At 44.1% G+C, this 18122-nt stretch carries 17 protein-coding genes and 1 tRNA gene; 10 read left to right on the forward strand and 8 right to left on the reverse strand.

Annotated elements, in window-relative coordinates:
* Positions 1 to 216: 216 nt before the first annotated feature.
* Positions 217 to 307 (reverse strand) — tRNA-Ser (locus B9T10_RS02935).
* An 88-nt stretch (positions 308 to 395) separates the two neighbouring features.
* A complete protein-coding gene (gene htpG / locus B9T10_RS02940; protein ID WP_094537759.1) occupies positions 396 to 2291 on the reverse strand; it encodes a molecular chaperone HtpG in 1896 nt (631 codons plus the stop codon).
* Positions 2292 to 2474: 183 nt separating this feature from the next.
* On the opposite strand from htpG, the gene B9T10_RS02945 reads away from it, so the two are divergent.
* The 5 genes from B9T10_RS02945 (at position 2475) to B9T10_RS10155 (ending at position 8365) form a co-directional block, all read left to right on the forward strand.
* Entirely contained in the window at positions 2475 to 3116 is a 642-nt protein-coding gene (locus B9T10_RS02945) for an XRE family transcriptional regulator (protein WP_018121949.1), read from the forward strand.
* A 149-nt stretch (positions 3117 to 3265) separates the two neighbouring features.
* On the forward strand, positions 3266 to 3529 hold the full coding sequence (locus B9T10_RS02950; protein ID WP_008314949.1) for a hypothetical protein: 264 nt from the start codon (positions 3266 to 3268) through the stop codon (positions 3527 to 3529).
* 120 nt (positions 3530 to 3649) lie between these two features.
* The gene (gene dnaE / locus B9T10_RS02955) at positions 3650 to 7126 is read left to right on the forward strand and encodes a DNA polymerase III subunit alpha (protein WP_094537760.1); all 3477 of its coding nucleotides are present in this window, start codon (positions 3650 to 3652) and stop codon (positions 7124 to 7126) included.
* A 16-nt stretch (positions 7127 to 7142) separates the two neighbouring features.
* Positions 7143 to 8054: a LysR substrate-binding domain-containing protein gene (locus B9T10_RS02960; protein WP_018121947.1), complete on the forward strand. Its 912-nt coding sequence runs from the start codon at positions 7143 to 7145 to the stop codon at positions 8052 to 8054.
* A 143-nt stretch (positions 8055 to 8197) separates the two neighbouring features.
* On the forward strand, positions 8198 to 8365 hold the full coding sequence (locus B9T10_RS10155) for a hypothetical protein (protein WP_008314955.1): 168 nt from the start codon (positions 8198 to 8200) through the stop codon (positions 8363 to 8365).
* Positions 8366 to 8369: 4 nt separating this feature from the next.
* On the opposite strand, the gene B9T10_RS02965 is transcribed toward B9T10_RS10155, so the two are convergent.
* Positions 8370 to 9191 (reverse strand): NAD(P)H-binding protein, encoded by an 822-nt coding sequence (locus tag B9T10_RS02965; protein WP_094537761.1) that lies wholly within the window; start codon positions 9189 to 9191, stop codon positions 8370 to 8372.
* 196 nt (positions 9192 to 9387) lie between these two features.
* On the opposite strand from B9T10_RS02965, the gene pyrG reads away from it, so the two are divergent.
* From pyrG to trmL, 3 genes are read left to right on the forward strand one after another with little or no spacing between them, the layout of a single operon-like run.
* Positions 9388 to 11037: a CTP synthase gene (gene pyrG / locus B9T10_RS02970; protein WP_008314957.1), complete on the forward strand. Its 1650-nt coding sequence runs from the start codon at positions 9388 to 9390 to the stop codon at positions 11035 to 11037.
* Between the two features lie 15 nt (positions 11038 to 11052).
* Positions 11053 to 11433, forward strand: a complete 381-nt coding sequence (locus tag B9T10_RS02975) for a hypothetical protein (protein WP_094537762.1) — start codon at positions 11053 to 11055, stop codon at positions 11431 to 11433.
* Entirely contained in the window at positions 11433 to 11903 is a 471-nt protein-coding gene (gene trmL, locus B9T10_RS02980; RefSeq protein ID WP_008314959.1) for a tRNA (uridine(34)/cytosine(34)/5-carboxymethylaminomethyluridine(34)-2'-O)-methyltransferase TrmL, read from the forward strand. The genes B9T10_RS02975 and trmL overlap by 1 nt, the downstream gene beginning before the upstream one ends.
* Here trmL and B9T10_RS02985 read toward each other — a convergent pair.
* From B9T10_RS02985 to B9T10_RS03005, 5 genes are all read right to left on the reverse strand, one after another.
* On the reverse strand, positions 11887 to 12183 hold the full coding sequence (locus tag B9T10_RS02985; RefSeq protein ID WP_008314960.1) for an RnfH family protein: 297 nt from the start codon (positions 12181 to 12183) through the stop codon (positions 11887 to 11889). The two genes, trmL and B9T10_RS02985, sit on opposite strands and share 17 nt — an antisense overlap.
* Positions 12170 to 12607, reverse strand: a complete 438-nt coding sequence (locus B9T10_RS02990) for a type II toxin-antitoxin system RatA family toxin (RefSeq protein ID WP_008314961.1) — start codon at positions 12605 to 12607, stop codon at positions 12170 to 12172. The genes B9T10_RS02985 and B9T10_RS02990 overlap by 14 nt, the downstream gene beginning before the upstream one ends.
* A 12-nt stretch (positions 12608 to 12619) precedes the next feature.
* A complete protein-coding gene (pta, locus tag B9T10_RS02995; RefSeq protein ID WP_094537763.1) occupies positions 12620 to 14296 on the reverse strand; it encodes a phosphate acetyltransferase in 1677 nt (558 codons plus the stop codon).
* A gap of 40 nt (positions 14297 to 14336) precedes the next feature.
* The gene (locus B9T10_RS03000; RefSeq protein ID WP_094491269.1) at positions 14337 to 15530 is read right to left on the reverse strand and encodes an acetate kinase; all 1194 of its coding nucleotides are present in this window, start codon (positions 15528 to 15530) and stop codon (positions 14337 to 14339) included.
* Between the two features lie 88 nt (positions 15531 to 15618).
* Positions 15619 to 16164, reverse strand: coding sequence for a hypothetical protein (locus tag B9T10_RS03005; RefSeq protein ID WP_008314966.1), 546 nt, complete (start codon positions 16162 to 16164; stop codon positions 15619 to 15621).
* A gap of 170 nt (positions 16165 to 16334) precedes the next feature.
* Between B9T10_RS03005 and B9T10_RS03010 the strand changes: the two genes are divergently transcribed.
* Together B9T10_RS03010 and B9T10_RS03015 are read left to right on the forward strand one after the other, a co-directional pair.
* Positions 16335 to 17237 (forward strand): metal ABC transporter substrate-binding protein, encoded by a 903-nt coding sequence (locus B9T10_RS03010; RefSeq protein ID WP_063503598.1) that lies wholly within the window; start codon positions 16335 to 16337, stop codon positions 17235 to 17237.
* Positions 17234 to 18121, forward strand: a complete 888-nt coding sequence (locus B9T10_RS03015; RefSeq protein ID WP_018121936.1) for a manganese/iron ABC transporter ATP-binding protein — start codon at positions 17234 to 17236, stop codon at positions 18119 to 18121. The genes B9T10_RS03010 and B9T10_RS03015 overlap by 4 nt, the downstream gene beginning before the upstream one ends.
* Position 18122 lies beyond the last annotated feature (1 nt).

An 18122-nucleotide genomic window follows, 5' to 3' on the forward strand; every position in this document is an offset into this window, starting at 1 on the left:
TTTAGGCGCTAAAAAATACGCTCAACAATCAAAATAATGCATTTGCAGGGATGGAATGCATCGAATTTTTCTGCTTTTGAGTTGATTGTTTTAGGGAACAAAGTGCAATGACTGCAGCTAAAAAATGCAGCGCCAACATTAATGAGTACAGTAATGAGTATTTCTAAACGCTAAATATGCAAAAGCCCCATAAAATGGGGCTTTTGACAGTCTAACTGGCGGAGAAGGAGGGATTCGAACCCTCGATACGCTATTAACGTATACGCCCTTAGCAGGGGCGCGCCTTCAGCCTCTCGGCCACTTCTCCGTAATCAGGAAGCATGTATTATAAGGGACTTTTTCAAAAAGTAAAGGCAAAAACTGATTAATTAATGATCGTTTTTGCCTTTTGCGCATTACTTCATCAATCGATTGAGGCGATTGACGAATTCTGATGGATTTTCAAGCTGTGATCCCTCTAATAATAATGCCTCTTCATAGATCAGCATCGCCAAATCATCGGCAATTGCATTGTCTGTCTCTCTTGCGATGCGTTCAACGAGCGGATGCTTCACATTCACCTCTAACCAAGGCTTCATGTTTGGCACATCATGCCCAGCTTCTTTGAGCATTTTTTCAAAGTGACTGCTCAATGCATATTCATTACGCACAAGCACGGAGGCTGAATTGGTCAAGCGTTTAGACACCTTCACTTTTTCCACATGGTTGCCTAACACATGAGTCAATTTATCAATGATGGCCTTCTCTTCATGATCTAATTGAGGTTCTTCATCCTCTTTTTTCTCATCATTGTCTAAATGCACATCACCTTTGGCGATATTGACGAATTTTTTACCGTCAAATTCAGATAAATAACCCATCATCCAATCATCGATCACATCCGTCATGAGGATCACTTCATAACCTTTTTCACGATAAATCTCTAAGTGCGGGCTGTTTTTCGCTGTATTGAGATTATCAGTGGTGATGAAGTAAATGTTCTCCTGCCCTTCTTTCATGCGGCTGATGTAATCGGCAAAAGAAACCTGCTCTTCATCCGTTTGCGTGGAAGCAAAGCGCAATAAACCGGCAATTTTCTCTTTATTACCATGATCTTCGCCAATGCCCTCTTTTAAAATACGGCTGAAGGCTTGATAAAACTGTGTGAATTTCTCTTGCTCCGTATTTGCCAATGCTTCAATCATCGACAATACGCGACGCGTCACACCTTGCTTGATGGCATCTAAGGTTGAAGAGGATTGTAAAATCTCACGCGACACATTCAGCGGTAAATCAGCAGTATCCACCACACCTTTGACAAAGCGTAAATAACGGGGCAATAATTTCTCATTCGCATTCATAATGAATACGCGGCGCACATACAACTGTAAGCCATATTCACTGTTTTGTTCCCACATGTTCTGCGCAGAATGGCTTGGAATATACAATAAAGATGTGTAAGAGACTTTCCCTTCCACCTTATTGCGTGACCATGTCAAAGGCTTGTCATAATCATGGCTGATGTGTTGATAAAATGCTTCATAATCCGCATCTGGCACATCTTTTTTATCACGCTGCCAAATGGATGTGGCAGAGTTCACTTGTTCAATGGCAACTGTTGTTGTCGTTGTGGGTTCTTCGCCCTCTTTTTCTGCGGGCACCGTTTCCACTTTTTCCACTTCCATCATCACAGGATAGGCAATGTGGTCAGAATATTTGGTGATGATCTGTTTTAAAGACCATTCATTCAATAAGTTACTGTGCTCATCGCGCATGTGTAACACAATCTCTGTCCCTGCGCGCGCTTTTGTGGTGGCTTCTAACGAGAACTCCCCTTCCCCAGCCGATGACCAAATCACCGCGCTGTTTTCAGGCTCACCCGCTTTACGCGTGGTTAAAGTCACGTGATCGGCCACAATGAAGGCAGAATAAAAACCCACACCAAATTGACCAATCAATTGGGAAGCATCTTTATCTTCATCGGTTAATTGCTCTAAAAAAGCTTTTGTGCCAGATTTTGCGATGGTGCCGATGTTTTCAATCACCTCATCGCGCGTCATGCCAATGCCGTTATCGCTGATGGTTAGAGTTTTCGCGGCTTTATCCATCTGAATTAAAATCTCAGGGTTGCCTTGATTTTCGATCAATGCAGCATTGGTCAATCCTTCAAAGCGGCGCTTATCTAATGCATCGGAGGCATTTGAAATCAGTTCGCGCAAAAAAATCTCATGATTCGAATAAAGGGAATGGATCATGAGTTTGAGTAATTGGTTGACTTCTGTTTGAAATTGTAAGGTCTCTTTTTGGCTCATAATGTCTCCAAGTGTCCAATAAATTGAATGTCGATAATTTAACGTCTATCAATATGGGTCGGCTTCTCTTTTTTTCAAGCGAAAAAATTATACATTATGGGCAAAATCCCGTTGCCATGCGCCTTTTGCCTTGTTATTTTTATAACTTTAAATTATATTGATAACTTCACAAGGAGAGTCTATATGCAAAACATTGCCGATCGCATCAATTTATTGATTGATGAACGTAAAATTTCTCAAGAAATTCTCGCCCATGATGTGGGAATTTCTCAAGCTGCCATCTCAAAAATTTGTCAAGGCAGAACCAAGCGCAGCCGCTATTTACCACAGATTGCCAACTATTTTAATGTGCCAGAACATTGGTTATTGTTTGGGGAAGAACAATTCAGCAGCAAAGCCCCAACAGAAGATGATGACGATGTACTCATTCCGTTTTATAAAGATGTGCAATTGTCCGCAGGACATGGCGCCACTGAACTTGATGACTATGAAGGGCGCACCATTCGCTTTTCTCGCAGCATGCTCAGAGAAGGCAATGTTTCCCCAAAAGATGCCATTTGCGTCACGGTCAAAGGCGATAGCATGGAGCCTGTGTTTAAAAATGGCTCAACGGTGGGCATTGATTTAACCCATCAAAAAATCATCGATGGTGATGTTTACGCCATTAACAATGATGGTTTATTACAAATGAAAAAACTCAAACACAAAACCGGTAGCCTCATTACAGTTGAATCCTACAACCGCGAGGAATATCCCGCCTTTGATGTGCCGTTAGAACAGATCACCGTCATTGGCCGTGTGTTTTGGTACGCGACATTGTTATAACATTCAGGACTCTCCATCCTATTCATTGCCCTCTCATCTCATTGATCAGAGGGTTTTTATTATGTGCTTTGTTGCAATTTTATTGACTTCCTCATAACCAAAGTTATAATTAAGTTATATTTTATAACCCATAAGCTCGAGGTGATTCGATGATTAAGCAAGAACGTTTTTATCAACTTTTTAACTCACTGCCTCAAACTGAGAAAGATAACATTGTGCGCACCGCCATTGAATTGAGTGTGCAATTTCAAAATAGCAGCGTGAGCGATCTCATGCGTGCTTGTCACTATCATGCCACAGAAGCAATGCGCACCTTTCGCTTGAAAAAACAGCGCATTCATCATGCCACACGTTATGCCGCACTGCGTTATGCCATGATGTCTCACCTCTCTCGCACGCTGCATGCAGCATAAAATCAACCCCTCACAAAGGGCAATCTCTGCCCTTTTGCTTTTATCGCGCGCAATGCTTATCCCTTTGCCGGCATCGTGTTACAATATTCGGCTTTAACGATCAAATTCACAAGGATTTTCATGCGCTTTGTCCACCTCAATCTACATACGGAGTTCTCCATCAGCGATGGTTTGATCCGCATTAAACCATTATTTGGTCAGCTGAAAGAACAACATGTGGAGTGTGTTGCCTTAACGGACATGGGCAATGCCTTTGCCGCCATTAAGTTTTATGAAACTGCCCTTAAAAATGGCATCAAACCCATCATTGGCGCAGAGTGCCACCTCAAAAATGGGCATGAATACTTAGGACGCATGACGCTCCTTGCGCAAAACTATACGGGTTATTTGAATCTCTCTAAATTATTGAGTGAAGGCTATCGTCACGGGCAGGAGCGCGGCGTGCCGCACATCACCTATGAATGGCTCAATGAATTCAATGAAGGTTTAATCCTCATTGCGGGTAAAGAGAGCCCGATTGGCACAACGCTCCTCACCCTTAAAGAAGAAGATTGGGGCAAATCTTTAGCGCCCTTTGCCGCCTTTAAAGATCGTTTATATTTAGGCTTATCCCGCACAGAACAAGACAATGATGAAGCCTTCATACTTGCAGCAAAGCGCTTAGCAATCAGCCATCAATTGCCACTTGTGGCGGTGAATAATGTGCGCTTTTTACACAAAAGTGACTTTGATGCACATGAAATTCGCACATGTATCCAGGCTGGCAATGTCATCTCTGACAATAAACGCCCCCGTTTATACAGCCCTGAGCAATATTTAAAGTCCCCTGAAGAGATGATTGCGCTCTTTTCAGACATCCCTGAAGCCATTGAAAATACGGTGGAGATCGCCAAACGTTGCACCGTTGAGCTCTCTTTAGGTAAACCTTGTTTGCCCAATTTCCCCGTGCCTGAAGGCATGACGATGGATGATTATTTCCGTCATCTTTCTTATGAAGGGCTTAAATACCGCATTGGGGAGAATCACCCACAACAAAAAGCTTATGAAGAGCGCCTTAAAATTGAGCTCGATGTGATCATCAACATGGGCTTCCCAGGTTACTTCTTAATCGTTGCGGACTTCATTCAATGGTCAAAAGATCATGACATTCCTGTGGGACCCGGCCGTGGTTCAGGTGCAGGCTCATTGGTGGCATGGGCACTGAAAATCACAGATTTAGATCCGCTCCCTTATGATTTACTCTTTGAGCGTTTCTTGAATCCTGAACGTGTTTCAATGCCGGACTTTGACGTGGACTTTTGCATGGAAGGCCGCGACCGCGTGATTGAATATGTGGCAGAAAAATATGGCCGCGATGCCGTCTCCCAAATTGCCACACATGGCACCATGGCAGCAAAAGCGGTGATTCGTGATGTGGGGCGCGCCTTAGGGCATCCTTATGGCTTTGTGGATCGCATTGCTAAACTCATTCCTTTTGATCTTGGCATCACTTTAGATAAGGCCTTGATGCAAGAGCCTGAGCTCCATGATCTTTATGAAAAAGATGAAGAAGTCAAAGAACTCATTGATTATGCCAAACAATTAGAAGGCTTAACCAAATCCGTCGGACGCCATGCCGGTGGCGTTGTGATTTCCCCCACCACCATCACGGACTTCTCCCCATTGTATTGTGAAGAAGGCAGCGAAGCTTTAGTGGCGCAATATGATAAAAGTGATGTGGAATCGGCAGGGCTTGTGAAGTTTGACTTCTTGGGATTACGTACGCTCACCATCATCAACTGGGCCATTCAAAACATCCAAAAAACCCATGGCCTTGAGATCAACATTCTCGACATTCCGCTGGATGATAAAGCGGCCTTTGATCTTTTAAAATCCTGTAAAACAACTGCCGTTTTCCAACTAGAATCCCGCGGCATGAAGGATTTGATCCGTCGTTTACAACCGGATACCTTTGAGGACATCATCGCCCTTGTGGCGCTCTTTAGACCGGGCCCGCTAGAATCTGGCATGGTGGAAGACTTCATCAACCGTAAACATGGCCGCGCAGAAATTGAATATCCCTTCCCTGAGCTTGAAACGGTGCTGGCGCCCACTTATGGCGTCATCGTGTATCAAGAGCAAGTGATGCAGATTTCCCAAGTCATCGGTAATTACACCTTAGGCGGCGCGGATTTATTGCGCCGTGCGATGGGTAAAAAGTTGCCTGAAGAGATGGAAAAACAGCGTGGATTATTCATGCAAGGGGCAGAAGAATTGGGCTTTGATAAAGAAAAAGCCGGTGCCCTCTTTGATTTGATGGAAAAATTCGCAGGCTACGGCTTTAACAAATCCCACTCTGCTGCGTATGCGTTGGTCTCTTATCAAACGGCGTATCTCAAAGCCCATTATCCGGCTGAATTCATGGCGGCTGTTTTATCTTCTGACATGGACAACACCGAAAAAGTGGTGACCTTCATTGAAGAGTGCGAAGACATGGGGCTCAAAATTTTACCGCCAGATGTCAATCGCTCCCATTATAAATTCACCGTCAGCGATAAAGGCGAAATCATCTATGGCCTTGGCGCCATTAAGGGCGTTGGTGAGGCGGCTGCATTACAAGCCATTGATGAAAGACAAAACAATGGTCGCTTTGTGGATCTGTTTGATTTTTGTCGCCGCATTGATTTATCCAAAATGAATCGCCGCGTTGTGGAAACTTTGATCAAAGCAGGCGCATTAGATGGTTTAGATCCTGCCGTTCAATCGGTGGAGGCGCGCTGTCAATTCCGTGCCGATCTTTTAGAAACCTTGCCCGATGCCATTCATTCAGCAGAGCAGCATCACCGCAATCAAAACTCAGGGCAAGAAGATCTCTTTGGTTTATTTGGCGATGATGCAGGCAGTACTGTGACCATCACAACACCGCTCAAACGTGGTGATGCATGGTCTGAACGCATGTTACTCGAGCATGAAAGTGCCACCTTAGGCTTTTATCTCACCACACACCCTATTAACCGCTACCGCCATGAGATCAAAGCCATCACGAGCCACTCCATCGGTGAAGTGCTCACTATGACACAGCCCGGTTACCGTATCGCGCGTGCCGCTGAGCCTGAATGCACCATTGCTGGCATCGTGATTCAAATGCGCACAAAAATCAATCAAAAGGGTCAAAAGATGACATTTGTCACTTTAGATGACCGCACAGGACGTATGGAACTGCGTCTTTATGATGAGCATTTAGAAAATTTAAATGAGCCCTTATCGACAAAAAGCATCTTAGTGGTCAAAGGCTCTTTAATGTGGGATGAATTCAACAATGGCATGCGCACCCGCCCATTGAGCATCGAAACCATTGAAAGCACGAGAAATACAATGGCGCGCGCCTTGATTTTGCACAATAAAACCTCCATTGATGTGGCACGCATCGAACAACTGATCGAAATGGTGACTAATTTTAGAGCGGCAGAGGGCAAACCCATTTATTTAAAATTTCAAAACCATGACGCCAATATCTTGATAAAATTAGGACCCTCTTGGACAGTGCGCCTCAGTGATGATTTATTGGAAAATGTCACTCGCGCGTTCCATGATGTCTCTGTTAAAGTTAAGTATTAAATAGGATCACGCGTCAATGATAGACCTCAACCAGCTATATTATTTTGCCAAAATCGTAGAACATGGCGGCATTAGCGAGGCGAGTAAACATTTGCGCGTGCCTAAGTCTAAACTCAGCCGTCATTTGGCTGCTTTAGAAGAGGAGTTAGGCGTGCGCCTCATTCATCGCACCACGCGCCATTTTTCTGTCACAGACATTGGGCAAACCTATTACGCCCACTGTCAATCGATGCTCGATAAAGCAGAAATTGCCCAAGCCTCCATCATGGAAGCCCAAGCAAAGCCGCGTGGCTTGATCCGCATCACCTGCCCCATCACATTGCTACATCTTTCTGTGGAAGAGATGATCACAAGCTTTTTAAAGAACAATCCAGAAGTGGACATGATTGTCGATGCCACCAACCGACGCATTGATCTGGTACATGAAGGCATTGACATCGCTTTAAGGGTCTCAACCCCACCTTTTAAAGACAGTGAATATGTCATGAAGCGCTTAAGTATGCGCCAACAATTATTGGTGGCCAGCCCCGATCTCATCGAAGAGATCGGCGTGATCAACCACCCAAAAGATCTCTTTCGTTATCCATCAATGGTGCACAGTCAATATCGGGATCGCAATCAATGGGAACTGTTAGACAACCACAATGTTTCTACCCTCATTCCCTTCACGCCTAAATTCATGACCACAGATCTCTCTTTATTGAAAAAAGCCGCCGTCAATGGCATTGGTGCCGTCAAACTGCCTGCAATGATCATTCAAGAAGAGCTGGCGGCGGGTCAATTGGTGCAATTGTTGCCAAACTGGCGCTTTGAAGATGAAGTGGTGCATGCGGTGTATCCATCGCGCCGCGGTGTGATTCCAGCAGTGCGCAGTTTCCTAGACCATTTAGAAAATGAATTCACCGAGCTTGACAAAAACCAACACTGATGCAATTCAATCATTGATTTTAAATATTTTTTCTATATTTTTCAGTTAATTAATAAATAATTCACGCAATGTGTTATTTATTGTAAATTTGTATGTATAATGAAGTCATATATTATATTTATGTAAAGTTGATGAGTATGGCCATGCAAAAATTACACACACTGACACTGCCGGAAAAGATTATGATCGCGATGTTGATCACGATTGTGTGCCTATATGCCACAATTGCCCATCAAAATCGCGAACGCCATTTAGATTTTGAGCACACGATTCGCCAATTGTCCATCGAAGCGCGCGCCCATCATCATTGATCCATTAGGCAGGATAAATCGAGTACTGATAATTAAATGGCAGCGCCTGACAAATGCGCTGCCCATCCACATAAGGCGCTTTGCTCATCAAGCCATGATGTGCCTCTTCCGTAAACGTTGGCAACGGTAAGCGATGATCCACGGCAATGCGCGTATAATACTCATAACGTGTCGGATGAATCGGAGAGACCACATTATAAATGGTACGATTCGGCTCAGCCTCAATGATGGCACAAATGGCGGCAACGGCATCTTTGCGATCCACTAAATTGACACATTGATGCGGACGATCAAACGTATCTTTACGTGCCATCCATGCCATTGGCGTGCGTTCACCGCCTAATAATCCCCCTAAACGCACAATGGTGACGGGAATTTTGACGGCCGCCAAAATGGCTTGCTCTGCCTTTAACACTGCTTTGGCGGACTCTGTGATGGGTAATGTCATGGAAAATTCATTGACCACATCCATATATTGACCATACACAGATGTTGAACTGGTAAAGATGATCTGTTTTGCACCGCAATATTCAGCTGTTTTTGCCAAAGCTGCCATAATCATTGGATATTTTGCATGCCCATGATGCCCCGTGGGTGGCAACGTGAGCACGAGTGTATCAACACTGAAGAGAGATTTAACCTTAGGATTGCGCAATGAAAAATCAAGGGTTGTGTTGAACAATTGACACTCAACACCTTCACTTTGGGCTTGCTCTACCCCTTCACTTGAGCTCTTTGAACCTTGCACCTGATGCCCATTTGCCAATAATGATTGCGCTAAGGGCAATCCTAACCAACCTAAACCCACCACAGAAATTTTTTTCATGCCATGTACTCATCAATTCAAAGGGCGAATTATACACAACTTCAACGCATGCCGCCCGGTGTATTGCGGATCAATTGCACAGTCAATCAGCAATTCGTATAAATTTCTCTCAATTGTCTATCGCAAAATCGGCGGGGGTATAGTACAATGCAATCCCTGATATATATACATTTTCATCCAAATCAGGAACTATTTCATGACTCGTTTTATCTTTGTGACTGGTGGTGTTGTTTCATCACTCGGTAAAGGCATTGCTGCTGCCTCTCTTGGCGCTATTTTAGAATCGCGCAAACTTAAAGTAACCATGATGAAATTGGATCCATACATCAACGTGGATCCTGGAACAATGAGCCCATTTCAACATGGTGAAGTTTATGTGACAGAAGATGGCGCAGAAACTGACTTAGACCTCGGTCACTATGAGCGCTTCATTCGCATGACTGCGACGCGCAAAAACAGTGTCAGTGCAGGTCGTGTGTATTTAAATGTGATCCAACGCGAACGCCGTGGTGACTACTTAGGTGGCACTGTGCAAGTGATTCCACACATCACCAACGAAATCAAAACCTGTATTCGTCAAGCGGCGGGCGATGCTGATGTTGCCTTGATCGAAATTGGCGGCACTGTAGGTGACATCGAATCTTTACCTTTCTTAGAAGCGATTCGTCAATTGCGCTCTGAATTGGGTCGTGATCAATCCTTATTCATGCACTTAACATTGGTGCCTTATTTGCGTGCCTCTGGCGAGCTTAAAACTAAGCCCACACAACATTCTGTTAAAGAGCTACGCTCCATTGGCATTCAACCAGATATTTTGATCTGTCGCTCTGAAGCCCCCATTCCTGAAGATGAAAGAAGCAAGATTGCCCTCTTTACGAACGTTTCTAAAGATGCCGTGATCCAATGTTTAGATGCACGCACCATTTATGAATTGCCACGCATTTTGCATGAAGAAGGCTTAGATCGCATCGTTTTAGATTATTTAAAACTGTCTGCACCAGCGGCAGATTTATCTGAATGGGATCATGTGGTTGAAAAAATCTTGGCCCCAACGGCACAAATCAATGTGCTCATGGTGGGTAAATACATTGAATTGGCGGATGCTTATAAATCTGTCAATGAAGCATTGTTCCATGCAGGCATTCAAAACTCAGTCAAAGTCAACATTCAGTATTTAGACTCTGAAACATTAGAGACGGCTGAAAATGATGAGCAATTGGCACAATACTTTGAAAACATTGATGCCATCTTAGTGCCCGGCGGTTTTGGTTCACGCGGTACAGAAGGTAAGATCAAAGCTGTGCGTTATGCCCGTGAAAACAAAGTGCCTTATTTAGGCATCTGTTTAGGCATGCAAATGGCGGTGATTGAATATGCACGTAATGTGGCCGGTTTAACAGATGCAAACAGCACAGAAATCCGTTCAGATACGCCGCATCCTGTGATTGGTTTAATCACTGAATTCACCAATGCTGCTGGCCAAACTGAACACAGAACCGCTAAATCTGACATCGGTGGCACCATGCGTTTAGGTGCACAAACGTGTGTGTTAGAGCAAGATTCAAAAGTGTACAGCATCTATCAAAAAGATGAGATCTCTGAGCGCCATAGACACCGTTATGAGTTCAACAATGATTATCTCAATGTGTTAAAACAAGCGGGCCTTCGCTTTGCCGGTTGGTCTAAAGATAAAGAATTGGCTGAATTCATCGAGATCCCTGAGCATCCTTGGTTCATCGCATGTCAAGCACATCCTGAGTTCAACTCAAGCCCACGTGATGGCCATCCATTGTTCAACAGCTTCATTGAAGCAGCTGTTAAGCATCACAATAAGGCATCACACTAATTCATAGGACTTTTTATGTTTAAACCCTTCGGAATCACACTGGCGATCATTTGTTTAGCGGGCTGTGCCACACAGAGCAAAGCACCGCCTTCTACAGTGGATTCCGAGGCCTTAAAAACCCTTTGGGAGATGGAAGGCCGTGGACCTGAATGGCACATCAGCATCAATGGTGAGCGTTTCCATGGCTCTTTTCCCGGGCGTTATGAAGGCCGTATAATGGGTTGGTCAGTCACTGAAAAAGGTAACAAAACCACTTTAGTATCTGACAATAAACAAGCAAACATTGTCCTTAAAGAAGAAGCATGTACGGTTGCAGGTAAAGAGTTTACTCACACAGCCACCGCAAAAATCAATCAGCAAACCTATCGGGGTTGCGCAAAACATAAGTCATTATAATGAGTCGTTTATCCATCATTTTATTTGAGCCTGAAATTCCACCGAATACAGGCAACATCATCCGTTTGTGCGCCAATACTGGAGCAAAACTTCATTTAATTAAACCTTTAGGCTTTGAGCTTGAAGATAAAGCACTGCGCCGCGCGGGTCTTGATTACCATGAATGGGCAGATCTTAAAACATGGGACAGCTTAGATGAGTGCTTAGCCTTCATTCAGCCTAACAATGCTTATGCAATGACCACAAAAGGTACGCGTTCATTTTTTGATGTGAAATTTTCAGACAATGATGCCTTAATCTTTGGCCCTGAAACCCGTGGCTTGCCCATGAGTTTTTTAGAAAGTCGCCCACATGAAACCCTCTGCCGATTACCGATGAGCGGCAATGGCAGAAGTCTCAATTTATCTAATAGCGTTGCCATCTCCATTTATGAAGCTTGGCGTCAGCTCGATTTTACTTCGCTGAGTTAAGACGCTTTTTGCGCTCTGCCCTAATTTTACGGGCTGTTTTCGGATCAATCTGCAATGGGCGATACACTTCAATGCGATCGCCTGCTTGCAGAACATAATCTAAATCCACAATCTGATTAAAAATCCCATACACTGGCGCTTCAATCAATGCTTTTGCCTTCTGATCTAATGCAAAATATGGCAAGGCGGCCCCTAATGTCGTCCCTTCACTCAAGATTTGATACTCTTGCGACTGCATCTCTGGCAAAGCAAGCACATACTCAATTTTAATGCTCGCCATAAATCACCTTCGCACGATCTGAAAAGGCTTTAATCATCGAGCCATACATGTTTTCAAAAATGGGACTCAGCATTCCGGACAATAAGCCGATGGCTAAGGTAAAGTCGAGCTCAAATTCAATGCGGCACTCGTTCTCATTGATCGCAACAAAGCGCCACTCACCATTGAGCTTTTTAAACGGCCCATTGAGCAATGACATCTCGATGCTTTCATGATTCACCATGCGATTGCGCGTGGTGAAGGTTTTATTCACGGGTCCCATCAATACCCCCACAGAGACATCCATCTCTGTGGTTGCATTGCGTAAAATCCGCACGGTTTTGCACCATGGCAGATATTCTGGGTATTTTTCCACATCATTGACCAGATCAAACATCTGTGCTGCTGAATATGGCACGACTTTACTTTTACGAATAATTGGCAAAGAAAACTCCTGTTACTTCTTCTGTTGTGCTGCCTGCACTGCGGTGATCGCAATTGTGTAGACAATATCTTCCACTAATGCACCACGAGAAAGATCATTCACAGGTTTTGCCAATCCTTGTAAAACAGGACCAATACTGATGAGATTTGCACTGCGCTGCACCGCTTTATAGGTGGTATTGCCCGTATTTAAATCGGGGAAAATAAACACCGTGGCGCGCCCTGCAACTGGACTGTTCGGTAATTTTTGTTTACCCACAGATGGCACATATGCTGCATCAAATTGGATCGGTCCGTCAATCATCAAATCGGGCGCTTGTGTTTGAGCGATTTTTGTGGCTTCTGCCACCGCTTCTACATCCACACCTGAGCCTGAGCTTCCCGTCGAGTACGAAATCATAGCAACCCGTGGCTCAATGTCAAAGGCTTTTGCAGAGTTTGCCGATTGAATGGCAATATTGGCCAACTGTTCAGGCGTTGGATTCGGGTTCACAGCACAATCGCCGTACACATGCGCACCTTCTGGCATCAGCATAAAAAAGATGCTCGAGACGATGGAGGAGTTTTGATCTGTGCCCAACAATTGCAATGCCGGGCGAATGGTATCCGCCGTTGTGTGCACAGCGCCAGAGACCAAACCATCGACATCATCATTTGCCAACATTAGTGTGCCAAGCACCACGCTGTCTTTAACCTGCGCTTTTGCCTTCTCTTCGGTCATGCCTTTGTGCTGACGGAGTTTCACCAGTGTATCCACATAGTGATCACACACATTGAGTGGTTCAACAATCTCTAAACTTTCAGGCAAGGTTAAACCTTCACTTGCAGCCACAGCTTCAATTTTTGCACGCTCGCCCAATAACACACATTGAGCCAATTGACGTTCATGACAAATCAAGGCCGCTTTTAATGTGCGCGGCTCATCGCCTTCTGGCAATACAATGCGTTGATTGGCTTCACGGGCTTTTTCCATGAGGCGATATTTGAAAAATGCCGGCGTTGTGATCGGATGCTCTACCATCGCATTTAAATGGGCAATCACTGAATGCAATTGTAAATGCCCTTCAATGAAACGCACCACATCTTTGACATCAGTGAGCGCAGGATTATCCTCAATCAAACCAAGGCAAGCAATGCTTTGATCTGTCAGGATTTGGCACGCCATCTCTTCTGTGGTCAACACTTGATCCGCCATTTTGTTGGCGATGTAACCGGCAATCCAATTTTTCAGTGGCGCAAAGCGCTTAATGTAGAGATTCAAATACTCACCGATTTCACATAAAGAATTGTGCCCTGCATTGCCTGCAAAAATCACACCCGATTGAAAGGTTGAGGCTAAATCTAGGTTGAGCTTCTCTGTAAATGGATTGCGTGCATTGAATTCCACCCCTTCGATCACCACAACATCATGATTTTTCTGAGCATCCACCACAAGTTCAATGGATTTTTCTAAAATGGTGTCATAATCATCTTTTAAAATGAGGGCTTCCACTTCACTCATATTCAATGAGATGGGCGCGGTTTCATCAAAAACATATTTATACAACACAGCTGTGTCATGATGGGTTTGACTGATGGGCTTGATGTACCCCACTTTTAAACCTTCAGCCCGCAAAGCTTTGACCAAAGCAAAAGTGATGGGATACAAATGGGTAATTTGTCCAATTGGGCTTACAAATAAAGTTTTCATCAATCTATCCTCAAATCTTATGAATCATGGATCAAACGACTTATAGGCACGCAATCACATCTAATGTGTCGCGCACAATCATTAATTCTTCATCGGTGCATAATACAAGTGCTTGACCGAATGTCTCACTGGTGGCGATCACGCCTTCAGCACCGCCGACGGTGGCTTCGTTCGCTGCTTCATCTAGGTGATAACCTAAAAAGCCTAAATGTTCGATCACTTTTTTACGGCTCATAAAGTCATTTTGCCCAATGCCACCTGTAAAGACCAATGCATCTAAACGGCCAAGGGGCACGATGTAGGAAACAATTTTCTTCGCTAAACGGTAATTCATCATCTCTAATGCCACTTGCGCACCATGATGCCCTTCTTTAGCCGCTGCCCACAATGTGCGGCAATCATTCGACAACTCAGAGACGCCAAGCAACCCACTTTTGGTGTTTAAAATGTGATCAATCTCATAACTGTCGATGTTTAAAATGGTGGAGAGATATTTGACAATCCCCGGATCCACATCACCTGAGCGCGTGCCCATCACCAAACCTTCTAAAGGTGTAAATCCCATGGTGGTGTCCATCGACTGACCATTTTTAATGGAAGCCAAAGATGAACCATTGCCTAAATGCGCACTGATGATGCAGTGATCATTTGGATCTAAACCCAATGTATCGATGGTTTTTTCTGCAATGAAACGATGGCTTGTACCATGAAAACCATAACGGCGCACATTGTGATCACGGTATAACTCCATCGGAATGGCATATAAATAAGCCGTCTCTGGCATCGTTTGATGGAATGCCGTGTCAAACACCGCCACTTGCGGTAAATGTGGAAATGCCACTTGTGCAGTCTTAATGCCGATTAAGTTTGCAGGGTTATGCAGTGGCGCTAAAGGCACACATGCTTCGATTTGATCTAACACTTCTTGATCAATCAAGGCGGACGATTTAAATTTATTGCCACCATGCACCACGCGATGCCCAATGGCTTGGATTTGTTCTAAATAACCTTTCTCTTTTAAGAAGGCTAAAATGTATTCAACGGCTTCTTGATGTCCACTCCCATTGCCAAGAGACGCCACGATTTTATCACCATGATATTTTGTGGTGATTTCCGCGCCATTGCCGCCTAAGCGTTCGGCTAAACCTGAGAGCTCTACTTTTTCACTGTCTGCATCCATCAATGAGAATTTGAGTGATGAACTGCCGCAGTTGAAAATCAGAATGTAGGACATAAAAACTCCTTTAAATTGTCATCATATTTATTGAATCATTCGTTATTAACATGATACTTAGCTGATTACCTGCGTCAGTATATCAAACCTAAATATCTTCCCCGTCATTTTGTGCAGCGAATGGGCTATAAATCAGAGTCATTTTTGACACACATCCATTATTTTGGGAAAAAGGGTTGTCCGCAACAGTCACTGTCAGCCAAATCCCCCAATCTCTGTCTGGCAATTGCCAAAAAATTTCCTCTTCAGAATCCTCTAGAGTCGGATGATTTAACTTTTTAGTCAAATATTTTTTGTAAGCATTTTGTTGTTTTTGACAGTTTTCTACCTTGCCTGAATAATAATTAAAGCTTGCATCATTGAACATCCATTGATCAGACAGCTTTAAAAAGCTTGCATCTAACGTGTTTGGCTGACGATTTGCTTGCAACAAAAGCTCCTCATCATTTTCCATCATGATGACAAATTTTTCTGCCAAAATATTTTCATTTGCCATGATTTGTTGTGGTGATGTTGCCACTAACTGTTCATCTAATAAGTAGTCGCTGATCTCTTTTAATGTCAACCCATGAGCGGTCATTGATAACCACATCACCCCAATCACACTCATTTGACTTGCGCTTTTTATCTGCATAACCGAACCTAAACTGTGCCATGAATCCTCAAAGTCACCATCTTAACAACAAAAACGCCGCCCTTCGAGTTTGATGCATTTATGAACAATATTTATTTTAAATAAAGCGTTTGGTTTTCGAAAATATATCGGTTATACTTGCTTTTCAGACTTTTTAGGAGCCAATCTCAATGAAGAATCATTCTCATATAAAAACAATCGGTCTCACAGCATTGGTCGCTTTCTCTACGCTCTTTAGCACAGCGTTTGCTAAAGAACCATTTAAAGTGGCCACCACCTTCACCATCATTCAAGATATGGCGCAAAATGTGGCAGGCGATGCCGCAATTGTCGAATCCATCACAAAGCATGGCGCAGAGATCCATAACTATCAACCCACGCCAAAAGACATCATTCGCACACAATCGGCCGACCTCATTTTATGGAATGGCTTATATTTAGAAAATTGGTTCGAGCGCTTTTTTGAAAACATGAAAGATGTGCCCTCCGTTGTGGTGAGCGATGGCATTGAGCCTTTATCCATCACAGAAGGTGAATACAATGGCATGCCCAATCCACATGCATGGATGAGCCCAACCAATGCCCTCATTTATGTGGACAATATCCGTGATGCTTTTGTCAAATATGATCCTGACAATGCAGACACCTACACAAAAAATGCGGAAGATTATAAAGCAAAAATCAAAGCCCTTGATCAACCTTTACGTGATCGCTTAGCGAACATCCCTGAGGATCAACGCTGGCTCGTTACCAGTGAAGGCGCATTTAGTTATCTTGCCAAAGATTATGACTTTAAAGAGCTCTATTTATGGGCCATCAATGCAGAACAACAAGGCACGCCGCAACAAGTGCGTAAAGTGATCGATACAGTGCGCGCAAACAACATTCCTGTAGTGTTCAGTGAAAGTACGGTGTCTGATAAACCTGCTAAACAAATCAGCAAAGAAACCAACGCTGATTATGGTGGCGTTTTGTATGTGGACTCCCTCTCTGAGCCCAATGGTCCTGTACCTACGTACATTGATCTATTGAATGTGACGGTGGAAACCATCGCTAAAGGGTTCAAACAATGAGTGAGCCCTTCTCTTTATGCGTTGAGAATCTAACGGTGACCTACAACAATGGTCACACTGCCATTCGCGATGTCAATTTCACCTTAAAAGGTGGCACCATTTGCGCCCTTGTGGGCGTCAATGGCGGCGGTAAATCCACGCTTTTTAAAAGCATCATGGGCATGGTTAAACCCACAAAAGGTTCTGTCACCATCAATGGTGAGAGCGTCAAAGCTGCATTAAAACAGAACATTGTGGCTTATGTACCACAAACTGAAGAGGTGGATTGGAGCTTTCCGGTTTTGGTGTCCGATGTGGTGATGATGGGTCGCTATGGCAAAATGAACTTTTTGCGCATCCCATCAACCCATGATAAACAAAAAGTGATCGAAGCCTTAACCCGCGTCAGCATGGAGAGTTTAGCCCATCGTCAAATCGGCGAGCTTTCCGGTGGGCAAAAAAAACGCGTCTTTCTAGCCCGTGCATTGGCTCAAGAGGGCAAAATCATTTTGCTCGATGAACCCTTTACAGGTGTGGATGTGAAAACAGAAAACGCCATTGTGGCACTGCTTCGCACCTTGCGAGAAGAGGGGCATTTGATTTTAGTATCCACACATAACCTTGGCAGCGTGCCTGAATTTTGTGATCAAACCCTATTCATCAATCGCACCATCATTGCCGCGGGCCCGACAGAAACCACCTTTAACCATCATAACTTAGAGAAAACCTTTGGCGGCGTATTGCGCCACATTCACATTGATGGCGATGAACTCCATGATGATGAAGATCCGCGCCGCGTGACTGTGCTCACCGATGATGAGCGCCCTGCCGTCTTCTACGGCACGCATAAAAATGAGCCTGCGCGTAAAAGTAAAAGTTTGCCGTGCCAAAAGGAGCGTTATTAGT

The sequence above is a fragment of the Wohlfahrtiimonas chitiniclastica genome, assembly GCF_002252325.1.
Lineage (GTDB): Bacteria > Pseudomonadota > Gammaproteobacteria > Cardiobacteriales > Wohlfahrtiimonadaceae > Wohlfahrtiimonas > Wohlfahrtiimonas chitiniclastica.